Annotated in this window: 21 protein-coding genes and 1 tRNA gene; 10 read left to right on the forward strand and 12 right to left on the reverse strand. The window is 41.8% G+C overall.

Annotated features, from left to right (window positions below):
- Positions 1–43: 43 nt before the first annotated feature.
- Positions 44–793: a TrmH family RNA methyltransferase gene (locus tag J3L18_RS01910; protein ID WP_129570537.1), complete on the reverse strand. Its 750-nt coding sequence runs from the start codon at positions 791–793 to the stop codon at positions 44–46.
- On the opposite strand from J3L18_RS01910, the gene tamL reads away from it, so the two are divergent.
- Positions 784–3,144, forward strand: coding sequence for a translocation and assembly module lipoprotein TamL (gene tamL / locus J3L18_RS01915; protein ID WP_129570536.1), 2,361 nt, complete (start codon positions 784–786; stop codon positions 3,142–3,144). The two genes, J3L18_RS01910 and tamL, sit on opposite strands and share 10 nt — an antisense overlap.
- 121 nt (positions 3,145–3,265) lie before the next feature.
- Here tamL and J3L18_RS01920 read toward each other — a convergent pair whose 3' ends face one another.
- Together J3L18_RS01920 and J3L18_RS01925 are read right to left on the reverse strand one after the other, a co-directional pair.
- Positions 3,266–3,799 carry a hypothetical protein gene (locus J3L18_RS01920; protein WP_091175120.1) on the reverse strand — a complete coding sequence of 178 codons (534 nt, stop codon included), beginning with the start codon at positions 3,797–3,799 and terminating at the stop codon, positions 3,266–3,268.
- A gap of 66 nt (positions 3,800–3,865) precedes the next feature.
- Complete coding sequence (locus J3L18_RS01925) at positions 3,866–4,363, reverse strand: TspO/MBR family protein (protein ID WP_129570535.1); 498 nt, start codon at positions 4,361–4,363, stop codon at positions 3,866–3,868.
- Positions 4,364–4,581: 218 nt separating this feature from the next.
- Between J3L18_RS01925 and J3L18_RS01930 the strand changes: the two genes are divergently transcribed.
- From J3L18_RS01930 to J3L18_RS01945, 4 genes are all read left to right on the forward strand, one after another.
- Positions 4,582–4,881 carry a cupin domain-containing protein gene (locus J3L18_RS01930; protein WP_223266225.1) on the forward strand — a complete coding sequence of 100 codons (300 nt, stop codon included), beginning with the start codon at positions 4,582–4,584 and terminating at the stop codon, positions 4,879–4,881.
- 122 nt (positions 4,882–5,003) lie between these two features.
- Entirely contained in the window at positions 5,004–5,777 is a 774-nt protein-coding gene (locus J3L18_RS01935; protein ID WP_129570533.1) for an SGNH/GDSL hydrolase family protein, read from the forward strand.
- A gap of 263 nt (positions 5,778–6,040) precedes the next feature.
- Entirely contained in the window at positions 6,041–7,963 is a 1,923-nt protein-coding gene (abc-f, locus tag J3L18_RS01940; protein ID WP_129570532.1) for a ribosomal protection-like ABC-F family protein, read from the forward strand.
- A gap of 192 nt (positions 7,964–8,155) precedes the next feature.
- A complete protein-coding gene (locus tag J3L18_RS01945; protein WP_129570531.1) occupies positions 8,156–9,406 on the forward strand; it encodes a type IX secretion system plug protein in 1,251 nt (416 codons plus the stop codon).
- A 385-nt stretch (positions 9,407–9,791) separates the two neighbouring features.
- On the opposite strand, the gene J3L18_RS01950 is transcribed toward J3L18_RS01945, so the two are convergent.
- The 5 genes from J3L18_RS01950 to pfkA form a co-directional block, all read right to left on the reverse strand.
- Positions 9,792–10,436, reverse strand: a complete 645-nt coding sequence (locus J3L18_RS01950; RefSeq protein ID WP_129570530.1) for a hypothetical protein — start codon at positions 10,434–10,436, stop codon at positions 9,792–9,794.
- 249 nt (positions 10,437–10,685) lie between these two features.
- On the reverse strand, positions 10,686–11,444 hold the full coding sequence (locus J3L18_RS01955; RefSeq protein ID WP_129570529.1) for a hypothetical protein: 759 nt from the start codon (positions 11,442–11,444) through the stop codon (positions 10,686–10,688).
- A 102-nt stretch (positions 11,445–11,546) separates the two neighbouring features.
- Positions 11,547–12,542 carry a type I glyceraldehyde-3-phosphate dehydrogenase gene (gene gap / locus J3L18_RS01960; RefSeq protein ID WP_112652615.1) on the reverse strand — a complete coding sequence of 332 codons (996 nt, stop codon included), beginning with the start codon at positions 12,540–12,542 and terminating at the stop codon, positions 11,547–11,549.
- 6 nt (positions 12,543–12,548) lie between these two features.
- Positions 12,549–13,397, reverse strand: coding sequence for a hypothetical protein (locus J3L18_RS01965; RefSeq protein ID WP_091175142.1), 849 nt, complete (start codon positions 13,395–13,397; stop codon positions 12,549–12,551).
- 7 nt (positions 13,398–13,404) lie between these two features.
- The gene (pfkA, locus tag J3L18_RS01970; RefSeq protein WP_091175145.1) at positions 13,405–14,391 is read right to left on the reverse strand and encodes a 6-phosphofructokinase; all 987 of its coding nucleotides are present in this window, start codon (positions 14,389–14,391) and stop codon (positions 13,405–13,407) included.
- A gap of 129 nt (positions 14,392–14,520) precedes the next feature.
- Between pfkA and J3L18_RS01975 the strand changes: the two genes are divergently transcribed.
- The gene (locus J3L18_RS01975) at positions 14,521–15,213 is read left to right on the forward strand and encodes an NUDIX hydrolase (RefSeq protein ID WP_371328320.1); all 693 of its coding nucleotides are present in this window, start codon (positions 14,521–14,523) and stop codon (positions 15,211–15,213) included.
- 213 nt (positions 15,214–15,426) lie between these two features.
- Here J3L18_RS01975 and J3L18_RS01980 read toward each other — a convergent pair whose 3' ends face one another.
- A complete protein-coding gene (locus J3L18_RS01980) occupies positions 15,427–16,287 on the reverse strand; it encodes an N-acetylglucosamine kinase (RefSeq protein ID WP_129570528.1) in 861 nt (286 codons plus the stop codon).
- 329 nt (positions 16,288–16,616) lie between these two features.
- On the reverse strand, positions 16,617–17,546 hold the full coding sequence (locus J3L18_RS01985) for a Nif3-like dinuclear metal center hexameric protein (protein ID WP_129570527.1): 930 nt from the start codon (positions 17,544–17,546) through the stop codon (positions 16,617–16,619).
- Between the two features lie 109 nt (positions 17,547–17,655).
- On the opposite strand from J3L18_RS01985, the gene J3L18_RS01990 reads away from it, so the two are divergent.
- From J3L18_RS01990 to J3L18_RS02005, 4 genes are all read left to right on the forward strand, one after another.
- Positions 17,656–18,837: a glycosyltransferase family 87 protein gene (locus J3L18_RS01990; protein ID WP_129570526.1), complete on the forward strand. Its 1,182-nt coding sequence runs from the start codon at positions 17,656–17,658 to the stop codon at positions 18,835–18,837.
- A gap of 275 nt (positions 18,838–19,112) precedes the next feature.
- Positions 19,113–20,081, forward strand: coding sequence for a glycosyltransferase family 2 protein (locus tag J3L18_RS01995; RefSeq protein WP_129570525.1), 969 nt, complete (start codon positions 19,113–19,115; stop codon positions 20,079–20,081).
- Entirely contained in the window at positions 20,062–20,868 is an 807-nt protein-coding gene (locus J3L18_RS02000; protein WP_129570524.1) for a polysaccharide deacetylase family protein, read from the forward strand. The genes J3L18_RS01995 and J3L18_RS02000 overlap by 20 nt, the downstream gene beginning before the upstream one ends.
- Positions 20,869–21,008: 140 nt before the next feature.
- Positions 21,009–21,082 (forward strand) — tRNA-Arg (locus tag J3L18_RS02005).
- Positions 21,083–21,344: 262 nt separating this feature from the next.
- On the opposite strand, the gene J3L18_RS02010 is transcribed toward J3L18_RS02005, so the two are convergent.
- Together J3L18_RS02010 and J3L18_RS02015 are read right to left on the reverse strand one after the other, a co-directional pair.
- Positions 21,345–22,130 (reverse strand): helix-turn-helix domain-containing protein, encoded by a 786-nt coding sequence (locus tag J3L18_RS02010; RefSeq protein ID WP_129570523.1) that lies wholly within the window; start codon positions 22,128–22,130, stop codon positions 21,345–21,347.
- Between the two features lie 12 nt (positions 22,131–22,142).
- Positions 22,143–23,111 (reverse strand): SDR family oxidoreductase, encoded by a 969-nt coding sequence (locus J3L18_RS02015; protein WP_129570522.1) that lies wholly within the window; start codon positions 23,109–23,111, stop codon positions 22,143–22,145.
- Between the last annotated feature and the right edge of the window lie 179 nt (positions 23,112–23,290).

Here is a 23,290-nt window from a genome sequence, read left to right on the forward strand (position 1 = left end):
TTTTAAGGACTGCAAAGATAGTAATTATTTTTAGCGGGCAAATTTATTTGAACGATTTTCTTTTTATTTCTGAACATAATATGGCCGTAGCTATCGCTACATTCAATGATTCGGCATACCCTATCCGGGGTATAGTTACTTTTTTATTTATTAACTGCTGTATTTCAGGGCGTAAGCCATTACCCTCGTTGCCCATAGCCAGTAAACCTTCATAGCCGAAATTGGTGCTGTAGATATTTTCGCCATCGAGCATGGCACCAAATAAAGGAAGCTTTATTTCGGGGAGGATAGTTGTTAAATCGCCGTAATGCACATTTACCCGTGCTAATGAGCCCATGGTAGCCTGCACCACTTTGGGGTTATAAACATCAACGGTATCATCTGAGCAAATAATATCGGTAATGCCAAACCAGTCGGCCGTGCGGATAATGGTGCCCATATTACCAGGGTCCTGCACACCGTCAAGTACCAGCGAAAACTTGTTTTTCAGTAAGTTATAATTTAATCGGGGCCATTTTGGTATTTTAATCAAACCAATTACATCCTGCGGGGTTTTCAAACTGCTGATCTTTTCCAGATCGGTCAATGAAATTTCCTGAAAATTTATTTTTCGGGATAAATTCATCATTTTTGGAGCAATTTCGGATGTATGGTATATGGCATCAACCTGGTATGCAGCGTTTACAAATTCAACAACTGATTTGTAACCCTCAACCAAAAACAAGCCATGCTCTTTACGGAATTTTTTATGTTGTAAGGATTTTAATAAACTGATCTGTGATTTTGAAAGCATATACTAAGCCTGCTGTTTACCGCCTTACAATATTAAGTATTTTACTGGTTATTATCGGTTCGGGCTGCAGCATTACCCGTGGCATCCGCAAAGACCAGGCACTGGTGCGCAAAATTACTATAAAAGGTATTGACGAGCAATTTGCGGAAACCGCTATAAATTATGTGGATAAGGAGCAACAACCCAATAACTGGCTCAATCTGCAGTTGTACTATACTTTTAGTAATAAAGGAAAAAAAAATATAGGCGAAGCCCCCGTTGTTGTTGATAGTAACCTGATCGAGTACTCGCGTGTACAGATGGAGAAATACATCCGCAGCCGTGGTTACCTGAAAGCGAAGGTCACCGACAGTGTAGTGATAAAAAAGCAAAAGGCTGAGCTGATTTTTACTGCTAATGAGGGACCTATGTTCCGCATCCGCAAATTTACTGATAGTATTGCCGATAATAATATTAAAGCATTGTATAATGGTAACCGCAACAGGATATCACACATACAGCCGGGCGGCAGGTTTGACACTGATAGTTTAGCTTACGACCGCGATCAGCTCTATTTGCTGATGAAGCATAACGGCTACTACGACTTTTACAGGCAGTATATCAATTTTACCTATGATTCTACCTTTAACAGCAGTGTGGTTGATGTAAAAATGATCATTGATAATCCGGCGGGGAAAACACAGCACCCGGTTTATACTATCAACAATACATTAATTACGATATCAAACAGCCAGGGGCGTACGCCGGGTAAAGTTGATACGATACAAGTTGATTCACAGTTTAGGTTTGTTGACTACTCAAAAAGGTTTAAACCCAGGGTAGTAACCGATTACGTTTTTCAGAAAAAAGGCGAAATATACGATATTGATAAGCAAACACGCACCACCACTCGCTTATCCGAATTAAATGTTTTCAGAAATGTGCCCAACCCCGTTTACGAAAAACTGAAGGATAGCTCTAACAGGCTTAATACCCGGATAGATATTGTGCCGCTTAAACGGATGAGCGACCGTGTAGAAGGTGAGGTGCTTTTTAGCGGCGGTCGTTTTGGTTATAACGTGGGTAATACTTTTACCGACAGGAATTTATTTAAACAGGCCGCTATATTGCAGCTAAAAGTTAACTGGAGCATCCTTTTTGATAATGGCAATACTGTTGGTAATGATCACAGCAGTATTCAAAACCAGGAGTTTAGGGTAGGGGCACAGCTTGTCTATCCGCGACTTTTGCTTCCGTTCAAATTTCCGTTTCTTGGTAAATTTGCGGTTCCGCACACCACGTTTTCATCAAACTATTCATTGTTTTACCAAAAAGATTTGGTTAAGCGCGAAAGTTTTATCAATTCCATCACTTACGACTTTTTTGATACGCCGTATAAAACGCATACTATTACGCCCATTAACATTGAGTTTTCGAGAGGTATAATTGATCCGGCTGCCAGAGATTCCCTGCTTAAGCAAAACAGGTACTCCTATGTTTATTTGATCGGGCGTACGGTTTTTACATCCGGTAGCCAATACACTTATCAGGTTAATGCCATAAAGCTTAATGGTTATGAAAATTTTACCTATTTCCGGGGGAGTTTAGATATTGGCGGAAATTTTCTTAACCTGGTAAGCAATCTCACCAATGCTCCTAAAGATACTCTTGGGCAACACAAGCTTTTTGGATATACTTTTGCGCAGTATACCAAAGTTGAGCTTGATATGCGCATCTACCGAAACTTTGGCGGCGAAAAACAATTTGTTTTCCGCATAAACCCGGGTATAGGAATCGCTTACGGTAATAGCAATCAGCTTATTTTTGAAAAGAATTTTTATGCAGGTGGAGCCAATGATATCAGGGCCTGGCTGCCGCGCACATTAGGCCCGGGACAATTTAACCGCGCTTCATTTTATGGAACTGACGTTAATACCCGTGCCCGCTTGAAATATCTTGATCAGTTTGGCGAGATTAAATTTATCACCAATGCCGAGTACCGGTACCTGTTGGCAAATAACTTTTTTGGTGCGAAACTTAAAGGTGCGGTTTTTGTTGATGCCGGTAATGTATGGCGCTTGCATGACGAGCCTGATAACCCCAACGGGCAGTTTAAACTGAACAACTTTTTAAGCTCAACGGCTGTAGGTATTGGTACAGGGCTGAGGTTCGACCTAAGCTTCTTCGTTTTTCGGCTTGATGCCGCTTTTAAACTTAAAGACCCGCAATTTAGCGGAGCTAATCAATGGGTGCTGATTAACCATGCCGGCGAACTGTTTAGCAAAGGTTCATTCAAACAAGCTTACAAAGCAGCCAACGGAGAAGATTACAACTTTATGCAGTTGAACTTTGGTATTGGATTACCTTTTTAAGGAGCTTAAAGCTTAAGGCAGAAAGCTAAAAGCAGTAAGAGAAATAAAGATTTTAACTACTTTAGCTTTCAACTCTCCTTAAAAGCTTTGTGCTTTCAGCCTTCGGCTTTCCGCTCAACGCTTAAAACATATTCTTCAACCCGTCAATAATGCTTTCAAAAAAGGTTGGGATACTTAATCCGTTGTGGTAGTTGAAATACAGGAAGATACAAAATATTACTACAGCAATAATGATGAACCGCTTAAACATATAAGCCAGCAACACCAGTAAAAGAGGGATAGCTATCAGTAATACCCAGCTGATATGGAATGGACTTAGTTTACTGTCGTGCTTGTAAATGTAGTATAGTATGGCATGTGTGCCAGAATCGTTCATGTGTTTGGCGTACAGGAAGGTTGAACGATCAAGCTTGTGGCGGTAAAAAGCCGTGCCTTTGTCAAACTTAAGTTCTTCGGTAAAACCATTCATTACAAAGGTGAAAACGCCGTTTACATTTTCCTGTATTACGCCTGCCGTATCGGTTGCAACTACAGCTACCTCGTCAACCGCAAAGGGGTTTTCTTTAACTACAAAGTTGTTGATAGCGGTTTTATCGGCAAAAGCAAAGCTGTGTGCCGCTGTAATAAGGCAAAAAATAAGTAAAAGTTTTTTCATGGCTTGATAGAGAGATTCTTTATCGATGCTGTAATTATCTGCAATAAAAATAGTGTTTTTTATGAGCTATCGGTTAAGGAAATAAATACTCACGTTAAGTATGCTGGCAAAGCTTACCCATAGTAAATAGGGCACAAGCAGCCACGAAGCAATACGGCTAAATTTATTAAACCAGTTAATGTTTGCCACAATACTGAGCCACAGTAAAATGATTACAACCGCAGCTGCGGCTATTTGATGCATGCCAAAGAATACTATCGACCACGAAAAATTTAAAATAAGCTGAATAAAGTATATCGAACGGGCAATAATGTAAACCGGCTTACGGCTGCGGTGTTTCCATACAAGATAAGCGGCGGTCGCTATCATAATATAAATTGCAGTCCATACCGGTGCAAACAGCCAGGGTGGTGGGTTAAACGATGGCTTTTTGAGTGTGCTATACCAGCCGGCAATTTCGGGCCGGGTTACCAGTGAGGCAACAAAACCAATAAATAATACAATCAGCAAACTGATGAGGTATGGGAAAAATTGAAAACGTTTGGTAGATACAGCTACGGACATAATATTATCTGAACCCTTAAAGGAAGCCTAAGTTTTACTGTGAATGAATAATCTTTAAAACTAAATAAAATAAACATTAATGCTCAATAAAGCAACTGTTTTGCAATAAATACACAAGGGGCAGGTAGTATTAACAGTTAAATGTTAGTTTAGCCTGTATAATAAAAGCCTACAGGTTATATACCGGTGATGACGGTCATTCACATATACAAAAAGGGATGGTTGATTTAGGGACACTTAATGAAGCCTTTGCGGTTAGGTTTCAGGAATCGGAACCGCATGCATTTTATGATTACCATAATGCCCCTACAAATCAGTACGTGATAACCCTTACCGGTACGCTTGAATTTGAAACCTATCCCGGCGAAAAATTTATACTTGAGCCCGGCGAAATACTGATCGCGCAGGATACTACGGGAACTGCGCACAAATGGCGGTTGATGGATGATGAGCCCTGGAAACGGGTGTATGTTACCTTTGATCCGGCAAAGCCGATAAATTTTGTGGCTGATAAATAAGAACCGTTGCTGCAGTAGTGATGCACGTAATATTCCTTTTACAAATACTGATACAGAACCCAACAAAATTTTAATAGTTACACTAAATCAGTATTTTCGGCAAATACCTTTATAATCCTCAAATGAAAGATACCAAACAAAACTACCGTCGTCATTTTTTAAAAACCACTGCTGTAGGCACGCTTGCAGCTATGGGCATACCATCAATTGTTTCATCGGCTTTAGCTGCCGAAAAACCTGCAAAAAAGCTAACTTTTAACCAAGGCGATGTAGTGCTTTTTCAGGGCGACTCCATTACCGACTGGGGGCGTGACCATAGCAAAACCGAACCGAATACTACCAGTGCTTTAGGTTCGGGCTATGCCTTGCTAACTGCTTCACAATTGCTACTTAAACATGCTGATAAAGGTTTGAAGATTTACAATAAAGGTATCAGCGGCAATAAAGTATATCAGCTTGCCGAGCGCTGGGATACTGATTGCCTCGCCCTTAAACCAAACATACTAAGCATCCACATAGGCGTAAACGACTTTTGGCACACCCTTACCAACGGTTACAAAGGCACAATAGATACTTACATTACCGACTATAGGGCATTGCTAACCCGCACCAAACAGGCCTTGCCCGATATTAAACTGGTGATCTGCGAACCCTTTGCCGAAAAAAATGTGAAGGCCGTTGATGATAAATGGTACCCAACGTTTGATTCGTTTCGCAAAGCTGCTAAGGATATTGCTGCAGAGTTCGACGCGGTATTTGTGCCTTATCAATCGGCATTTGATAAAGCCGAGCAAACAGCACCGGCAACTTACTGGAACCTTGATGGCGTACACCCCAGCGTAGCCGGCGAAGCCCTTATGGCCCAAACCTGGTTGAAAGCAGTTGGAGCTCTTTAGAAGGTAAAAGGATAAAGGTGAAAGGCAAAAGGTAGCTGCGGCTTTGCAAATAAAAGGTGAAGGGCTAAAGCTGAAAGACAAAAGGTAGCTGCAGTTTTGCATGCTTCTTGGGGTATCTTTTGCCTTTTTATTTATCGCTTTTTAAAGACCTTTCTCCTTTTACCTTTTTGCTTTCACCTCTTCCTAAAAAAACTTTCGCCTTTTACCTTTCGCCTTTCACCTCTTTAGCCTTTCACCTCAAAAAAGCGTATCTTTGCGCATAAATGATTGCTATAAATAACCTTACGTTCGAGATTGGTGCGCGGGCCCTTTATGATGAAGCCAACTGGCATATTAAACCCGGTGAAAAAATTGGTTTAATTGGTGCCAACGGTACAGGTAAAACTACCCTTTTAAAAATTATTGTAGGCGACTATAAGCCTACTTCCGGAACGGTATCAATGGCTAAGGACCTTACTATGGGTTACCTTAACCAGGATCTGCTTTCATATTCATCCGATAAAAACATCGTACATGTGGCCATGGAAGCCTTCGAGCGCCAAAATCAGCTGCACGATGAGATCGAGAACCTGCTCAAAAAGCTGGAAACGGATTATAGCGAAGAACTATTAAATAAACTGAGCGACAAGCAGCACGAGTTTGAATTGCTCGATGGTTATAATATCGAATATAAAGCCCATGAGATTTTAGCCGGCTTGGGTTTTAGCGACGAGGATTGCAAACGCAAGCTGAGTACCTTTTCGGGCGGTTGGCGCATGCGTGTAATGCTGGCCAAGATCCTGTTACAGGCACCTGATATCCTGCTGCTGGATGAGCCTACCAACCACCTTGACTTACCGTCTATCCAATGGCTGGAAGATTACCTGAAATCATTCCCCGGTGCTATCATCATCGTATCGCACGACAGGTGGTTCCTGGATAAAGTGATCAATCGTACGGTTGAATCGCGGAAGGGCAAGTTGACCGTTTACGCAGGTAATTATTCTTTCTATCTCGAAGAAAAAGCCCTGCGTGAAGAAATTCAGCGTGGTGAGTTTAAAAATCAGCAATCGAAAATTAAACAGGAAGAACGTTTGATCGAACGTTTCCGTGCCAAAGCTTCTAAGGCTAAAATGGCGCAGTCCCGCATCAAAATGCTGGATAAAATGGAGCGTATTGACGATGTGGATGACGATAATCCATCCGTTAACTTCGCTTTCCGTTTCAGCAAACAGTCGGGTAGGCACGTGATCACTTTAGAGGATATCACCAAAAAATACCCTGCTATCGATATTCTTGACCACGCCGAAGCTGTAATTGAAAAAGGGGATAAAATCGCACTCATCGGTGCCAACGGTAAAGGTAAATCAACCCTGTTGCGCATTATTGCATCTGCCGATAAAGATTACACTGGTACAGTAACCACCGGCCATAACGTAACTACTACATTTTTTGCCCAGCACCAGCTGGAATCTTTACACCTCGAAAATCAGATATTGCAGGAACTGCAATCATTTGCACCTAAGCATACAGATACCGAGCTGCGTACCATTTTAGGTTCGTTTTTGTTTACCGGGGATGATGTGTTCAAGAAGATCAAGGTATTATCGGGTGGTGAAAAATCACGTGTAGCATTGGCTAAGGCGCTTACCGCTGATGCTAATTTCCTGGTACTGGATGAGCCTACCAACCACCTGGATATGCAGTCGGTTAATATCCTGATCCAGGCGCTTGACCAGTACGAGGGTACTTTCATTGTGGTATCGCACGACAGGTATTTCCTTGATAACGTAGCCAACAAGATCTGGTTTATAGAAGATCAAAAGATTAAAATTTATCCGGGTACTTATGCCGAATTTGACGAATGGTATGCCAAACGTAAACTGGAACCCAAAGCAGCTGCACCTGCACCTCAACCCAAAAAAGAAGAGAAAAAGCCAGAGCCTGTTAAACAGTCTCAAGGCGAAAACAAGCATCAGCAATTAAAGAAACTGAACCAGGACCTGGCTAAAATGGAGCAGCAAATCGCCGACCTCGAAAAAGAGGTAAAGCAATTTGAAATGCAACTTGCCGACGAAAAAATATACAGCGATAACGGAAAACTAAAACAAACCAATGCTGCCTACAGCGCTAAACAAACCGAACTGAAACAAATGCAGGACAAGTGGGAAGCCCTGGCCGAGCAGATTTTGGAGTTGGAATCGTAGGGTAAAAAAATAACGTCATCCCGAACTTGTTTCGGGAACCCACAGGACAAGCCGCATGAAGTATACTTAGCAAGTGGGGTGCTGAAACAAGTTCAGCATGACGGATGGAGGAGATATCATTTTAACGTCCCATCAGGGTCTCTCGCAGAGGACCCTGATGTATACAGTGTTTTAACTGAATTAACAGGTTTTATGAAAAAGCTTTACATCGTCCTCTTCATCCTCCTGTCACTAAACTCCTTCGCTCAATCACCCTATAACAACAACGTTTACTCGCCGGCTATAAAAAGCGTCGAGTTTTATAATACCGCGAAGCAGGGCTCTTTCCCGGTGATTAATTTGGGGGCCGATGAAAAGGTGCTGCTAACTTTCGATGACCTGCGCGGGGGCAGCCGTAATTACTATTATACCATTGAGCATTGCGATGCTAACTGGAACTCGTCAAACCTTTCATCTGCCGAGTACCTGCAAAATTTTACCGACGACCGGCTGTACAATTACAACTACTCAACCGGTACCATGCAAAAATATACCCATTATGAAATTTCGTTGCCCAACAATAACATCGCCCCCAAAATATCGGGCAACTATGTGCTGAAGGTTTATGAAGATGGCGATCAAAACAAAATGGTGCTTACCCGCCGCTTGTACGTGCTGGGCAAACGTGTTTCGATAGCTGCCGATCTGGTAGCTTCGGCCAATAATGCTACCCGGCAAACCAATCAAAAAATCAACTTTACGGTTGATTATTCGGGCCTTGTTGTGCAGAACCCTGCTTATGCCCTGCGTACTTTTATTATGCAAAACGCCCGTACAGAAACGGCGGTGCTTAACGGGCAGCCAACCTATATCCGTGGTTCGCAGTTAATTTATAATGATGTAAGCATTAATGATTTTCCGGGCCGTAACGAGTTCAGGCTGTTTGATATGCTTACGCTCAAACTCAACTCACAAAGGGTAGCCAAAATTTACAAAGACTCCGTTAACGTAGTGGTACTGCTTGGCGACCCCGTGCGCGACCAGCCCAACTACATTTTTCAGTACGATAACGACGGTAAGTTTTACATCCTGAATAATGATGGTACCACGCCGGCCACCGATGCTGACTATGCTCATGTATACTTCACGTTATCAACCAATAAAAATCCTAACGACGGAGCGCCATATGTGGTAGGCCAGTTCAACAACTACCGCCTTGATGATAGTAACAAATTGCACCCGCTTGATAACGGGAGATACACCGTAAACATGTTGCTAAAACAAGGCGTTTATGACTATGAATACGTTTGGGTGGATGCCAAAACCGGCAAAGCAGATGATATCCCTTTTGAAGGCAGTCACTTTGAAACCGAAAACGAATACCAGGTGCTTACCTATTATCGCCCCCCCGCAGCCCGTTGGGATGAACTGGTGGGTTTCAGGGAATTGGTGACAAAAAGATAATGGCCTCACCTAAATTCTCTACGAAGGAGCGGACTTTAAAAAACAAACTTAACAGCGTTTGCGAATTAAAAGCTTCCGCTTAGGAGAAGGCTGTCTCATCCTAAAAAAAGTTTAGAGTTTAACTGCTAAATCCTGTTATACGTTTACAATAAAAAAGTCACGAGTACGCCACACTTTCGTCAGCGCTGCATACTCGCGCCAGTGGGGGTTTCTGCAAAATGCAGAAATTCTGGAAGCGCGTCTATCGACATTAGCTCGGACAATCTTGGATAATACCTCTTTGTAACCGCTTTATTTAAAGTAGGCGTAACTGTATTTTTAGTATTATTTATCAAACGTTGAACCTCCCCGCATTCAAATAAATGATGCGATACGATCACCACTTCTAAATCGGCAACAGTTGATCAGAATGATAATAAGTTTGAGTATCCCATGAGAATAAAGGAGCTATAAGAGGATGATTTAAAATATTTTCCTCTTCCGTTATATAATATATTTCATTATCGAAATCGGGCAAATTAACCGATACCGTAATTTCATCTGGCTCACTAAGACCATAAGTAAACTCAAGTGTACCGTAGTTAAGGACCCTATCTGTATAGGCAAAACTTCCAAAGTTTGTTAAATAAAAATATTTAACCGTGTATAGGACCTGATGTGTTGCAGCATCAACATGTTCCTCAGCAATAATTCGACCTTGGTTATCCCAGACCTTTCGCCCTTCTTCTAACTTTTCTGTTTTTTCATAGAGCCCCCAGTTCATGACAGTATAATTTCCCACTTGTTGCTTATTGGTGAAGAACGTTCCAGAGCTCCATAGTGACTGGTATTCCGCAAGCACGCTCTGTAGATTTTCCCCCTCCGACAAATAATACTCTCCTGTGCTTAACTCTCCGTTCTCATATATGTCAATTTTTTGTAAAACATCGTCGACATAATGTTCAGAACTGTAATCACCTTGTAAAAGGTTAGCCTGTTGAGCGGATACTTCTACGCCCAATGAATTTTTATATTTTATTTCAATTGCCATAACATTATTTGTATTTGAAAGGAATGAGAGGTTCCAATGCACCAATCGTTCCCGATTTGAAAATTTTAAAACCTATTTTTTTCGAAGATGCAACACCTGTAAGATGGGTGAAGCCTGCATTTTGAATCATGGAAAGAGCATCCGTGTCATCAACTTTAAAATACTTAAGAAAACTATTTCCAATCTCGTTATTCTTTTCAGTATACCTTATCGTAGTTTTAATTTTATCTTTCAGTCTCCCAGTGGCTTTTACCTTGCATTTATCCAGTTCTCTAATAAATGCGTCAAAGTTTTCTCGCTGTCCATTATTATGGCGAACTCCACATCCCCCGGAGCCGGTAATTCGGTATAATCATTCGGATCGACCCCTTCAGGAAAAGGATCCGTAGGATAACGCTTCCAGACAGCGGAGCCCTGCATATAAAATTCATACTCAATCGATCGAAAATCACCGCCAAGCTTTTCTCCCATTTGTGCTAATGCTTTATTAAAGTTATCCTTTACATCAGTACAGAAATCCTGATAGTTCTCCATAGAGGCGAAACCAGCTACATACTTCCTTACTTTGGTAACATTAATGTAATATTTTACCCGCAATATAAATTCTTCAGATTCAATCAGCTTTCTATTTCGATAACTGATATGTATCAGACCCGCTATTTCACTTGCAGGCGTCGAGCTATCATAAGCCATTTGCATAACTTCCGCCAACACTTCAGGATTATGACGAGGCATTCCCAGTAAACCTACTGAGGAGAATGTATTGGGCTTCTCTAAACTTAATAAGTGTTCCAATTCTGAGTTGACTTTTTTCTTATAGTTATCGAAATGTTCGGCAATTTCGATACCAGCCAGCTTTAAGATTGATTCGCGCGCCTCTACCCCCCGCGAGTCTGTAGCGAATTCAGGTGGCCATGTCTCTCCAAATTCATTTACGAGATTTTTCGCGCTGATTTTTAATAAATTACCGGCAAGCACGCTCCCACTAGCGGATAGAAAATCTGACAAAAATCCTGCCTATCCAAAAAATCTCCCCACATCTCGGTTCAGACAAACAAAAACGCCCTCCGGCTAACCGAAGGGCGTTTTTATATCTGATAAAATCAGCGATTATAATTTGCCAAGTTCCTGAACAAGGTCGATCAGTTTGTTTGAGTAACCCCACTCGTTATCGTACCATGAAACAACTTTTACGAAGTTTTCATTCAGACCGATACCGGCTTTAGCGTCGAAAATTGAAGTGCGTGAATCGCCTTTAAAGTCTTCAGATACTACTTCGTCTTCGGTGTAGCCAAGGATGCCTTTCAATTCGCCTTCAGAAGCTTCTTTCATTGCAGCTTTGATGGCTTCATAAGAAGCACCGTTTTTCAAACGTACAGTTAGGTCAACTACAGATACGTCGGCAACCGGTACGCGCAGGCTCATGCCTGTTAATTTACCTTTTAACTGAGGTAAAACTAAACCAACTGCTTTAGCTGCACCTGTTGATGAAGGGATGATGTTTTGGTAAGCACCACGACCACCTCTCCAATCTTTTGCAGATGGGCCGTCAACTGTTTTTTGAGTTGCAGTAACAGCGTGTACAGTAGTCATCAAACCTTCTTCGATACCAAATTTATCGTCCAATACTTTAGCGATAGGAGCTAAACAGTTGGTAGTACAAGAAGCGTTTGAAACGATGTTTTGATCGGCTTTCAAAGCTTTGTGGTTAACACCCATAACAAATGTAGGGGTATCATCTTTTGCAGGAGCGCTCATTACTACTTTTTTAGCACCGGCGTCGATGTGTTTTTGAGCAGTTTCCTGAGTTAAGAACAAACCGGTTGATTCAATTACAACCTCAGCACCTACTTCATTCCATTTAAGGTTAGCAGGGTCTTTTTCGGCAGTAACGCGGATGGTTTTACCGTTAACAACCAAATGACCGCCTTCAACAGCAATAGTACCATTGAACTGACCATGGGTTGAATCGTATTTTAACATGTAAGCCATGTAATCTGGCTCAACAAGGTCATTAATACCAACAACTTCAATGTCTGGTCTTTCAATTGCAGCCCTGAATGCCAGGCGGCCAATACGGCCGAAACCGTTAATTCCTATTTTCATGATTTTTTAATTTTTACTTGAATAGTAGGTTAATAAATTATTTATGGGTTCTTTAATTATGTTAGTGATTTGCAGATCAGCTTCGGCGGCAGCTTCATACAAGTGTTCCTGAAAATTAAAAGCAACAGAGCCTGCAAAGTGAACAGACGTACCCGGGTGTTGCTGATATAAAGGTAACAAATAGGTGGAAATTAGCTTGCTAAATCCTTTTTTTATGACGTTTTGCAGATGATGATCGTTTTTATTATCGAGATAAAAATCGGTAAATGAGCTTAAAAACAAAGCAGGTTGTTTTTGCCGGTAAACCTTTTCGAGCAGGTTTTTACGGTCGGCATCGTATTTGTGTATAAACTTTTTACGGATAGATAGAGGCAGGGTATCGTTCATGAATTCCTTGATGAGCTGTCTGCCTAACCAGTTGCCCGATCCTTCATCGGCCAGGATATAACCCAAGCCATAATTGTTTGGCCAAACTCTTCTTCCATCATACCAGGCGGCATTGGTGCCGCTGCCGCAAATGCTCACAATGCCGGGTTCGTTTTTACAGCAGGCTATCGCTGCCCCGGCAATGTCATGCTCGACAGAAACTTTTCCGAACTTGAAAAAGGTTGAAAAAGCACTATGTACTATCTTCTTCCGCTCGTCTGACGAGGCGCCCGCACCAAAAAAGTAGATGCGTCTGATCACTTCGGCATGGTGTATAAGATTGATGTTTTTGTTGAGAAGCTGAAGGATATGTTTTTCGTCGTTAAAATAGGGATTTATGCCATTGGTTTTAAAGGAAGCAACAGTTCTTCCCTTATCAGTAAGCCTCCAATGTGCAAAGTACGATCCGCTATAAACAACTGCAATCATTAATAATCTATATCGATAATATATCCATCATTTGTAAAAGGTCTTCTTCAAGCTTAAACTCATGGTGGTTAAGTGCTGCTTCCAGGTCTGTCATCATGATCTGATTGGCCTGCAAACCTACCATTTTTTGTGATTCGCCGGCAACCAAAGCATTAACTGCTGCAAAGCCAAGTCTGCTGCCCAAAATACGGTCAAAGCTTGACGGTGCACCGCCACGTTGCAAGTGGCCTAAGATAGTAACTTTTATGTCGTAATTTTTAACTTCTTGTTGTACAGCCTTTGCAACATCATAAACGCCGCCGTTTTTATCACCTTCGGCAACAATTACAATGCTTGATGATTTTTTGTTCATGTGGCCCTCTTTAAGGTTTACGATCAAATCATCAATAGCGGTAGCGCGCTCAGGAAGTAAAATAGCTTCGGCACCGCATGATATACCAGCACGTAAAGCAATAGCGCCCGAGTCGCGGCCCATAACCTCTATAAAGAAAAGGCGGTCATGCGCATCGGCAGTATCGCGGATTTTGTCGATAGCCTGGATAACCGTATTGGTAGCGGTATCAAAACCAAGGGTATAGGTTGAACCGCAAAGGTCATTATCAATTGTACCCGGTACGCCCATTACTGCAATGTCGGGATACTTACGTGAAAAACGCAGGGCACCGGTAAAAGTACCATCACCGCCAATAACCACAAGGGCATCGATACCACGGGCTTTGGCGTTTTGGTATGCTATCTCCATGCCCTCGTCGGTTTTGAAAGGCAGGCAACGCGCGGTTTTTAAAATGGTGCCACCCAAATTAAGGATGTTACTTACCGAGCGTTTATCCATTTCATACATATCGTTTTCGATAAGGCCTTTATAACCCTGCCTTATACCTACAACTTCCAGCCCGTTATACAGTGCGGTCCTCACAACGGCACGTATACAAGGGTTCATTCCAGGGGCGTCACCACCTGAAGTTAAAACCCCTATTTTTGAAATTTTACGCATCTTTCGCTCCTTAATTTTACGCTACGAAGATAGTGTGTGTAGATTACACCATTAAATTTTATTTATTTTTTTTTGGATTAGGAATTAAGGCTATATATTTAAACTTATTAACTAAATCTCACTAATAGTTTGGAACTAATGTTACCCAAGTTTGATTCCGTATTCTCGATTGACTGCGTGATATTCGGCTTTGAAGCCGGCGAGCTCAAAATTTTGCTTATTGAGCGAAACGAGGAGCCATATAAAGACTGGCTTGCACTGCCTGGCTATATTGTTGAGCAAGACGAGAGTATTGATGATGCTGCCGAGCGGATCCTGTATGAACTTACGGGTTTGCGCGATTTGCACATGCAACAGTTTCATACTTTTGGCGAAGTGAACCGCCACCCCCAGGGTCGTGTAATTACGGTTGCTTACTATGCATTGATCCGCATAAACGGGCAAAAGGAATTACGACCAGTTACCCAATATGCCAAAAAAGCGTTCTGGCACCCGGTAAGCGAACTGCCTAAACTGGCGTTTGACCATAGTGAGATCTTTAAAACAGGATTCAATAAAATAAAGCGCCGGCTACACTACCAGCCGATAGCATTTGAGCTGTTGCCCGAAAAATTTACGCTTACTCAGCTGCAGTCGCTTTATGAGGCTGTTTTGGATAAGAAGCTTGATAAACGCAATTTCCGCAAAAAGATGCTCAGCTATGGCTTTTTGAAGGAGCTTGATGAAAAGCAGAAAGGTGTATCGTACCGCGCCGCTAAGCTCTACAAATTTGATAAACGCAAATACGGGAAGATTTTTCAGGGAGAGATGAATTTGGTGTAAGATAGAAGCAAGACGTCAAGAATCAGGAGTCAAGATAGAGTCAGGAAGTCAAGATTCAGTAAGCACGAAACTAATAGAGGGCTTTTGCAAGCGCCTCCGTACAGTTCGCGATTGCGTCGATTTTAAAAAGAAAGGACCGGAAAATCTTCCGGTCCTTTTTTTTTAAAATCGTAACGTCTTGGGTCTTGACTCTTGACTTCTTCCTTCTCGCTCTTATAAAGAGCTTGGTGCTAATTCCAAATGGTATTTCACCAGATTATCTATAGGCGAGCGGATGATGTTGCCAACAACCATGCCATTTTCAGTAACTACTTCTTCCAGCACGTTACGGAAGTTATAACCTACCGAACCGATGCAGTTGAAAGAGTATTTTTGATAATCAGGGTAGTGGGTTACCAGGTTGCGGAAAAAATCGTCGAACGAGGTACGCACCAGGTTGCGTGAGTATTCGATGTGTACGTTGTTATCGTAAACAAATTTGCTGAAGCTTGCGCAAAAACGGTTAGCACGGGGCTGGGTGTATACCTGCTCGTTGATATCATCAGGAGTAAGTTTATAAGTTTCCCAGAAAAGGGCACGTACAGGCTCAGGCATGTATCCGCGCAGGTAATCTGTTAACAGCTTTTTGCCAATGTAGCAACCGCTACCTTCATCACCCAGGATGTAAGCGCCCGAATCAATATTGTGTACAACTTCTTTACCATCATAAATGCAGGTATTAGTTCCGGTACCTAATATGGCAGCAAAGCCTTCTGTGTTGCCGAGCAAGGCACGGGCAGCAGCAAGCAAGTCATGACCAATATTAACTTTTGCGCCCGTGAAAACTACTTTCATAGCTTCCTCAACAATTTTGCGCATTTCGGGGGTCGAACAGCCGGCACCATAGTAATTTACCTCTGTGATCAGGTTTTTTTCAAGATCGGTTGGCAGGCTTTCGTTCAGTGACTGTATAATATACTCTGTACTTGAAAAGTATGGGTTATAACCCTCGGTATTGAAGTAAACTTTTTTTCCCTCTTCGGTAACCAGGCACCAATTTGTTTTGGTTGAGCCACCGTCAGCAATTATGATCATAAATTTTGTTTTTTTAAAAATCGGTTAAAAGTAGGATTTACTTATTGTAAAAAAAACACTTAGTATTTTAAAAATTGAAAATTGCGATTTTTACTTAAGTTATAGCTACTTTTTTGTATAAATTAAACTTTAAATGGTGTTTTTATACCATTGTTATCAATAATTAATCAGGTCAACTATACCTTTTTTTTAAATGTAAAGTTTACAGATAAGCAGTGCGCCGTACAATTTAAAAACAGAGTAATTTACAATTGTACGCAATGTTACATTATTAAGCAAAATATTGGCTTTAATTAATGCTAAAACGTGTATTTTGTATTACAAACTCGTTACAGAAACGCAAGTGAATTGCCCGGATGAATGTGTGTGGCTTTAATACCTGGCACGTTTTGCTTTAGCCAGCCTATCATAAATTCGGAGCCGGGTTCTTCGCTGGCAATATGCCCTAATACAATTAATGAAAGTTTATCGCCTTTGGCTTGGGCATCCCTTACATATTCGGCGGTTTCCCATTCCGAAATCTCGCCGCAAATCAGTACATCGGGCTTTTTGGTGCTCATTTCGGTGATCTGTCTTTTACCGCCGGCCGCTCCAGGTAACAGCAGCACCTTTTGGCAGCTTTGTGATGGATTGCCTATGTAGCGTACCTTTTCTATTTTAAGTTTCTTTTTCAGTGTTTCGATAAGGGAGCTTAACGAGGTAGATGGAATGCTTAACAGGTTTCCGGTTTCCGGCTTGTAATAGCTTACCCAGTCGAGCTGTTTCAATAGCCCAATACCAACACCATCGGGTTTAAGACTGTGGATGGTATCGTGGTTGCGCCAAACGGCTATATTATGTTTATCAAGCAGTTGTTTTTTGTACTGAAATACATCATCATTAGCCAGCCAGGTGGTTTCATCGGCATGGTTATAAAAAGTTGGCTCGTGGGCTATAATAAAGTTAGCGCCTAAGCTAATGGCCTTTTCAATAATGCCTATGGTTGCAAACATGGTGGTAACTATGCCGGTAACAACAATATCGCGGTTGCCTGATTTTAGGGTATCAACCGTATTAGGGAAGGGAGCGCCCGGCACCTGTTTCATAAACAGATCAATGATTTGCCCTACCGTAATGTGTTCATCAGGGTTAGTAAAGGTGATGGCATCTACAGTAAACGGAGTTGATAATAACGCGGCGGTGCCTGCTAAAGCACTTAACTGGGTAATGAACTTACGGCGATCGGAATTATGATTAATGGGGGAGAGGTTTGAATTCATGGTATGATTGGGTTTGTTCAAAGATAACACAGGGCAAGTTAATTTAAGGATTTGTAATAATTGTGTGACATATTTTTATCTTCGCATAAATTTAAAAAATCCCTAATCCGTGCAAAAACTTGCTAAGCTTATCACCAACAAACCTTTTGTATATTCTTTATGGTTTGGCCTAAGTTTATTTTTGGTAATTAAAGGTGTTTTAGCCCACCAGGGGTTTAATAATTACACCATATTTAAGTATAACTTTTTAAATACCATTCATCAGCATAACCTGTATGCCTATCAGCCTGAACACTATTACGACCTGAACCATTACGGGCCGGTATTTTCAATAATCATGGCACCTTTTGCTATTTTGCCAGATAGTATAGGCGTTATTTTATGGGTGTTGTTTAATGCATTCATCCTGTTTAAAGCTATCCAGCTTTTACCGCTGAAAAAGGACCAGTATGTTATTGTGCTTTTACTGTGTGCCCACGAACTAATGACAGCATCAGCCAATGTGCAGAGTAACCCGATGATAGCAGCGTTGATCATATTAGGTTTTAATTTTATAAAACGTGAAAAGGATTTTTGGGCTGCATTAATGATAGCCCTCGGCGCATTCATAAAGCTTTACGGTATAGTTGGGTTGGCCTTCTTTTTCTCCTCCACAAATAAACCAAAGTTTGTGTTAAGCTTTATTTTCTGGTCGGCAGTGTTGTTTGTTTTGCCTATGGCCATTTCATCTCCCTCGTTTATTATACAAACTTATCACGACTGGTATACCGACCTGGTGATTAAAAATTCGGATAACCAGCAATCATATATGCAGGAAATTTGTGTTACTGGTTTTATACGGAGAGCGTTTCATTTCCAGGATCTTAAGAATATGTACGTAATAGGACCTGCACTGGTGTTGTTTGGCTTGTCGTACCTGCGCGTTAAGGCTTATAAGGTTTTGGAATACCAGCGCCTGATCCTTTCATCGGTATTGATCTTCGCTGTGATATTCAGCAGTTCGGCCGAGTCATCAACTTATATTATTGCTTTTGTAGGAGTTGCCGTTTGGTTTATGAATCTGAACCGCCCGGTAACCGGCTTCGAGATTTTTTTGCTGGTTTTAGCATTGTTGATCACAAGTCTTTCCCCTTCAGATCTTTTTCCGTCTTTTATCCGCACCCAATATATCGTTCCTTATAAACTAAAATCGATACCCTGTTTTTTAATTTGGCTTAAAATAATTTATGAAACGCTCACCAGGGATTTTGTTAATGAAAAGGAAGGTGTATTGACCCAGGCAGCAGTTTAGAGGATCACCGGTTTGAAAACAGTCTTGAATGATTATTTTTTACTGTAGAGCCCCGAAAACTTGCAGGTTAATAGATAATTATTATTTATGTTTGTAACTGGAAAGTTACATTTGAGAGCTTTGGCACCTTTTATTAAAACTTGATGACGGCAGTTACATTTTGTAACAATTTATCGTAAGGTTATTTTATAAAAAGGGTACATGAGATTGTAATCAAATATAAGCTTTAATTATTAATACCGCCTGTTACAATTAAAATTTTCCATAGTGTAACTATGACATACCTTGCTGATAAAAAGATCTCTATTGTTATACCATCCCATAACGAGGAAAAGAATATTAGTTATTTAATTGAGCAACTCCGCGAAACGCTTTCGCCCACAGGATATGCCTATGAGTTGATATTTGTTGATGATGGTAGCCGTGATAACACCTTAAATGAATTAAAGATCAATGCCGAGTTGCATCCCAATGTTTTTTATGTAGAGCTTTCGCGCAATTTTGGTAAAGATTATGCCCTTAAGGCTGGTATTGCAATGGCGCAGGGCGATGCCGTGATAACAATGGATGCTGATTTGCAGCACCCGCCACAACTGATCCTGAAGATGTTAAACCTTTGGGAAAATGGCTATGATATTGTTTATACCTATCGCGAAGGCGAAAACCCTCATGGTAAAGGTTATCAGAAAGTTACCTCAAAATTGTTTTACAAAGGCCTTAACATGCTTTCGGATATCAAAATGGAAAATGGCACTGCCGATTTTAGGTTGATTGATGAAAAAGTAGTAAAGCAGCTTAAACTGATTGACGAATACGAAATCTTTTTTAGGGGGATAATTAAATGGGCAGGATATAAACAGGTTGGCATTCCTTATGTACCATCAAAACGACATACAGGCGAGGCAAGCTATTCTTTTTCAAAGCTGGTTAAGCTTGCTGTAGGCAGTATTGTAGCTTTCAGCGCGCGCCCGCTTTATATTGTATCGTTAATTGGGCTATTGGTTTCATCACTGGCTATTTTGTATATCCCTTATGTATTAGTAAGCTACTTTTTAGGTTACGCAGTTTCGGGATGGGCATCAATTATTGCTACCATAGCCTTTTTTGGCGGCCTTCAGTTGCTTGTGATGAGTGTTATAGGGGTATATGTGGGAAAAATTTTTATGCAGTCAAAACATCGCCCGCATTATATTATCCGGTCATCAAATGTTGTTATTGTAGATAATGATTTTATTAGGGTTTGATGTTGAGGAGTTTGATATGCCGTTTGAGTACGGCAAATCAATACCATTTGATGAGCAGCTTGAAATTTCAACAAGGGGTACCAATACTATACTCAAATTACTGGGGCAGAAAAATATAAAGGTTACTTTTTTTTGCACTGCCAATTATGCCATCAATAGGCCGGATGTCATCAAACAGATGGTGACCGAAGGACATGAAGTAGCCTCGCACGGGTATTATCATTCCGATTTTAAGGTTGAGCATTTAACGCAGTCAAAGCTGGCTTTGGAGAATATTTCCGGAACTGAAGTAACAGGTTTTCGGATGGCCCGGATGATGCCGGTGGATGAGGCTGAGATTGCGAAAGCGGGTTACGAGTATAACTCATCCATAAATCCGACATGGCTGCCAGGAAGGTATAATAATTTTGATAAACCACGTACCTGGTTTTATGATCATGATGTGCTGCAGATTCCGGCTTCGGTTTCGCCGGTAATACGTTTTCCGCTTTTCTGGCTGAGCTTTCATAATTTGCCGCTTTCTTTATTAAAAAGGATGGCCTCGGCAACGCTAAAAAAAGATGGCTACCTGAACCTTTATTTTCACCCCTGGGAATTTACCAATCTGCACGATAAAGAAAAGTTCGGTTTCCCGGGCTATGTTTCCAGAAACTCGGGCGAAGCTTTTGCACGAAGGATAGCTGATTTTATTGATTGGGCAAGTGACAAAGGTTACACCTTTGGACGGACGGACGGATTTTGTGAAATAATCAAAAACAAAATTAAACAAGAGGCCGTATTACATTAACGAGCTGTTAAGCAGCTTATAGCAAATCAATTACCAAATTGATTGTTATTTTCAGCATAATTTTGCATATTTGCACCGCAAAAAATATACAGTATACCATGGGTTCGAAACCCTGCTTATATTTGTAGTTTAGGTGCGATGGTCCTATAGCTCAGCTGGATAGAGCAACAGATTTCTAATCTGTAGGTCTTTGGTTCGAATCCAAATGGGATCACTTATAAGAAAAGCCGTTTCAATTACCAGAAACGGCTTTTTTTGTACATGAGGGCACTTTTGAGGGCCGGCCATATCTTGAATAGACGCTCGTCGTAACAGCTTGTCCCGGAACACAGTAGGCAAGTTCAACAGAATCTCCACCTATCAACGAGTATCGTATCGACTTTATAGCCAGTTGTAAAAGTCATTGCTAAGTGAGCTCATGTGTGCTGATTCCCCGGTAAGCGAGCTATAGACTATACGAAAGTCTGATGCTTTTTTCAGTAAAGCACAGCAGTCGGCGCAAGCCCGAATTGCTTTTTAAAGGCAAAGGAGAAATGGGACAGATTCTCGAAGCCCAGCTCAAGATAAATGTCTTTGGGCTTTTGGCTTTGCTGGTGGATGAGAAAGTAAGCTTCTTCCAATCGCTTTTTTGTCAGCCAGCGTCCGGGCGTGTTGTTATAGATTTGCTGGAAGTCACGCTTGAAAGCGGATAGGCTCCTGCCTGTCAGAAACGCGAAGCGCTCCAAAGGGACATTAAACCTGAAGTTCCGGGTCATGAAAGCTTCGATGTCTATCTTTTGCGGCGCACCGAAGTTGAACAATACGGCAGCAAGGCCTGGGTCGCTTTTGAGCAGGATCAATAGCAGTTCTTCCCGCTTGAGATCTGCAAAAGCTTCCTCGATCTCGGCCTCGCCCCTATAATAGGGTTCGAGGGAATGGATGAAGCTGGTGAGCAGCTGATCGTCCTTGACCGGCAGGATGGAATCGTCTGACGTGGCGATGCCGGTATCTACCCGGTGCCGGGCTAAAAACCGTTTTAAAAAGGCTTCATCCAGCACGATGACGATCTTTTTAAAGTCACCGTCCTGCTGCTGCTTGGTGTAGCGCAGCAAATGGTTTTTACGGGCGATGCAGCTATCGCCGGGATGAAAGTGGTAATGCTTGTCGCCACTGTATGCCAGCATAGAGCCTTTTAGGAGGTACAGAAAGAAATGATCGGATATTACCTGTTCGGGAGATATTCCGGGCCCTAAATGACAGGATTGCAGACTACTGGTGATCATGCTCAAAAATACTTAATTCAAAAGACTATCCGCACTTGCCAATATCACTTCTTCCTTACTGCGAGGATGCCAATTCAATACCCGCTGTGCCTTTTCGTTGGAAATGGCGATATAAAAGGATTCATCCAGCGGTTTCAAGTCGGCGATGTTTCCGGCGTATTCGGGTCTTTCTTTCCGGATAAGCTCAGCCACGTCGTAAAGGCTCATGACCCCGATGGCTGTTGCCAGGAAGCGCTCACCCGCTGCGGCCGGATGTGTCATTGCTTTGAGGTGAATATCGGCTACATCACGCACATCCACCACACCAAAAGTGAAGGGCAGCGTTTCTTTGATCTGGCCATCCAATATGCCTTTCACAAAGCCGATAGAGGTGGAGAAGTCTTTTCCCAGGGCAGGGCCGAATACGCCTACAGGGTTTATTACGGTGAGTTCCATGCCGTCGCCCTCGCTGTTAATCCAGTCCCAGGCAGCTTTTTCGGCAATCGTTTTAGATTTAATGTAGGCGCGGTCTGTCAGTTCGGGGTCTGTCCAGTCTTCTTCGGTAAAGGTGTAGCCTTTGGGATCTTTGCTGTAGCCGATGGCAGCAAAGGATGAGGTTAGTACCACGCGTTTCACACCGGCATGGCGGGCGGCTTTCAATACCCTTAATGCGCCATCCCGTGCGGGTATAATAAGGTCGTTGGCATCTTGGGGTTCTTCGGCAGGAAAAGGGGAAGCTACGTGCAGCACATAGGCGCAGCCATCAGCTGCCCAGTTCCAGTTTCGGTCATTAGTCAGGTCTGCTTCCACAAAGGCTAGGTTTTCAAAGGATTTGATTCCGGCTCCTTTGAGCAGGTTAATTACTTCGTCTTTTCTTTTTAAGGAGCGAAGGGTTGTTTTAACAGTGTATCCTTGTTGTAAGAGTTGAAGGATACAATAGATGCCAATGAAGCCTGTGCCGCCTGTTACTAATACGGTTGGCTGTTTGATGTTGTTTTCCATGTTGAATTTTCTTTTGACAAAGATGGCGCTAATGTAGCTTGCCTGTTTTGTTTAGAAGTTCAACTTTGTTTTGTTTAAAAGTCCAGGAGATTTGATTTTGCTTTAATCCGCTGACTATAAGGTTTAGCGCATAACTGTGTTATCTACCAAGTGGATAAAGCATCTTAATTCTAATCTGT

The sequence above is a fragment of the Mucilaginibacter gossypii genome, from assembly GCF_017569325.2.
GTDB lineage: Bacteria > Bacteroidota > Bacteroidia > Sphingobacteriales > Sphingobacteriaceae > Mucilaginibacter > Mucilaginibacter gossypii.

What these genes read in the sequence shown, in the direction of transcription:
- J3L18_RS01910 (WP_129570537.1), bottom strand. Translation starts at nt 793, where the DNA reads ATGCTTTCAAAATCACAGATCAGTTTATTAAAATCCTTACAACATAAA.
- J3L18_RS01920 (WP_091175120.1), bottom strand. Translation starts at nt 3,799, where the DNA reads ATGAAAAAACTTTTACTTATTTTTTGCCTTATTACAGCGGCACACAGC.
- J3L18_RS01925 (WP_129570535.1), bottom strand. Translation starts at nt 4,363, where the DNA reads ATGTCCGTAGCTGTATCTACCAAACGTTTTCAATTTTTCCCATACCTC.
- J3L18_RS01930 (WP_223266225.1), top strand. Translation starts at nt 4,582, where the DNA reads ATGGTTGATTTAGGGACACTTAATGAAGCCTTTGCGGTTAGGTTTCAG.
- J3L18_RS01935 (WP_129570533.1), top strand. Translation starts at nt 5,004, where the DNA reads ATGAAAGATACCAAACAAAACTACCGTCGTCATTTTTTAAAAACCACT.
- abc-f (WP_129570532.1), top strand. Translation starts at nt 6,041, where the DNA reads ATGATTGCTATAAATAACCTTACGTTCGAGATTGGTGCGCGGGCCCTT.
- J3L18_RS01945 (WP_129570531.1), top strand. Translation starts at nt 8,156, where the DNA reads ATGAAAAAGCTTTACATCGTCCTCTTCATCCTCCTGTCACTAAACTCC.
- J3L18_RS01950 (WP_129570530.1), bottom strand. Translation starts at nt 10,436, where the DNA reads ATGGCAATTGAAATAAAATATAAAAATTCATTGGGCGTAGAAGTATCC.
- gap (WP_112652615.1), bottom strand. Translation starts at nt 12,542, where the DNA reads ATGAAAATAGGAATTAACGGTTTCGGCCGTATTGGCCGCCTGGCATTC.
- J3L18_RS01965 (WP_091175142.1), bottom strand. Translation starts at nt 13,397, where the DNA reads ATGATTGCAGTTGTTTATAGCGGATCGTACTTTGCACATTGGAGGCTT.
- pfkA (WP_091175145.1), bottom strand. Translation starts at nt 14,391, where the DNA reads ATGCGTAAAATTTCAAAAATAGGGGTTTTAACTTCAGGTGGTGACGCC.
- J3L18_RS01980 (WP_129570528.1), bottom strand. Translation starts at nt 16,287, where the DNA reads ATGATCATAATTGCTGACGGTGGCTCAACCAAAACAAATTGGTGCCTG.
- J3L18_RS01985 (WP_129570527.1), bottom strand. Translation starts at nt 17,546, where the DNA reads ATGAATTCAAACCTCTCCCCCATTAATCATAATTCCGATCGCCGTAAG.
- J3L18_RS01995 (WP_129570525.1), top strand. Translation starts at nt 19,113, where the DNA reads ATGACATACCTTGCTGATAAAAAGATCTCTATTGTTATACCATCCCAT.
- J3L18_RS02000 (WP_129570524.1), top strand. Translation starts at nt 20,062, where the DNA reads ATGATTTTATTAGGGTTTGATGTTGAGGAGTTTGATATGCCGTTTGAG.
- J3L18_RS02010 (WP_129570523.1), bottom strand. Translation starts at nt 22,130, where the DNA reads ATGATCACCAGTAGTCTGCAATCCTGTCATTTAGGGCCCGGAATATCT.
- J3L18_RS02015 (WP_129570522.1), bottom strand. Translation starts at nt 23,111, where the DNA reads ATGGAAAACAACATCAAACAGCCAACCGTATTAGTAACAGGCGGCACA.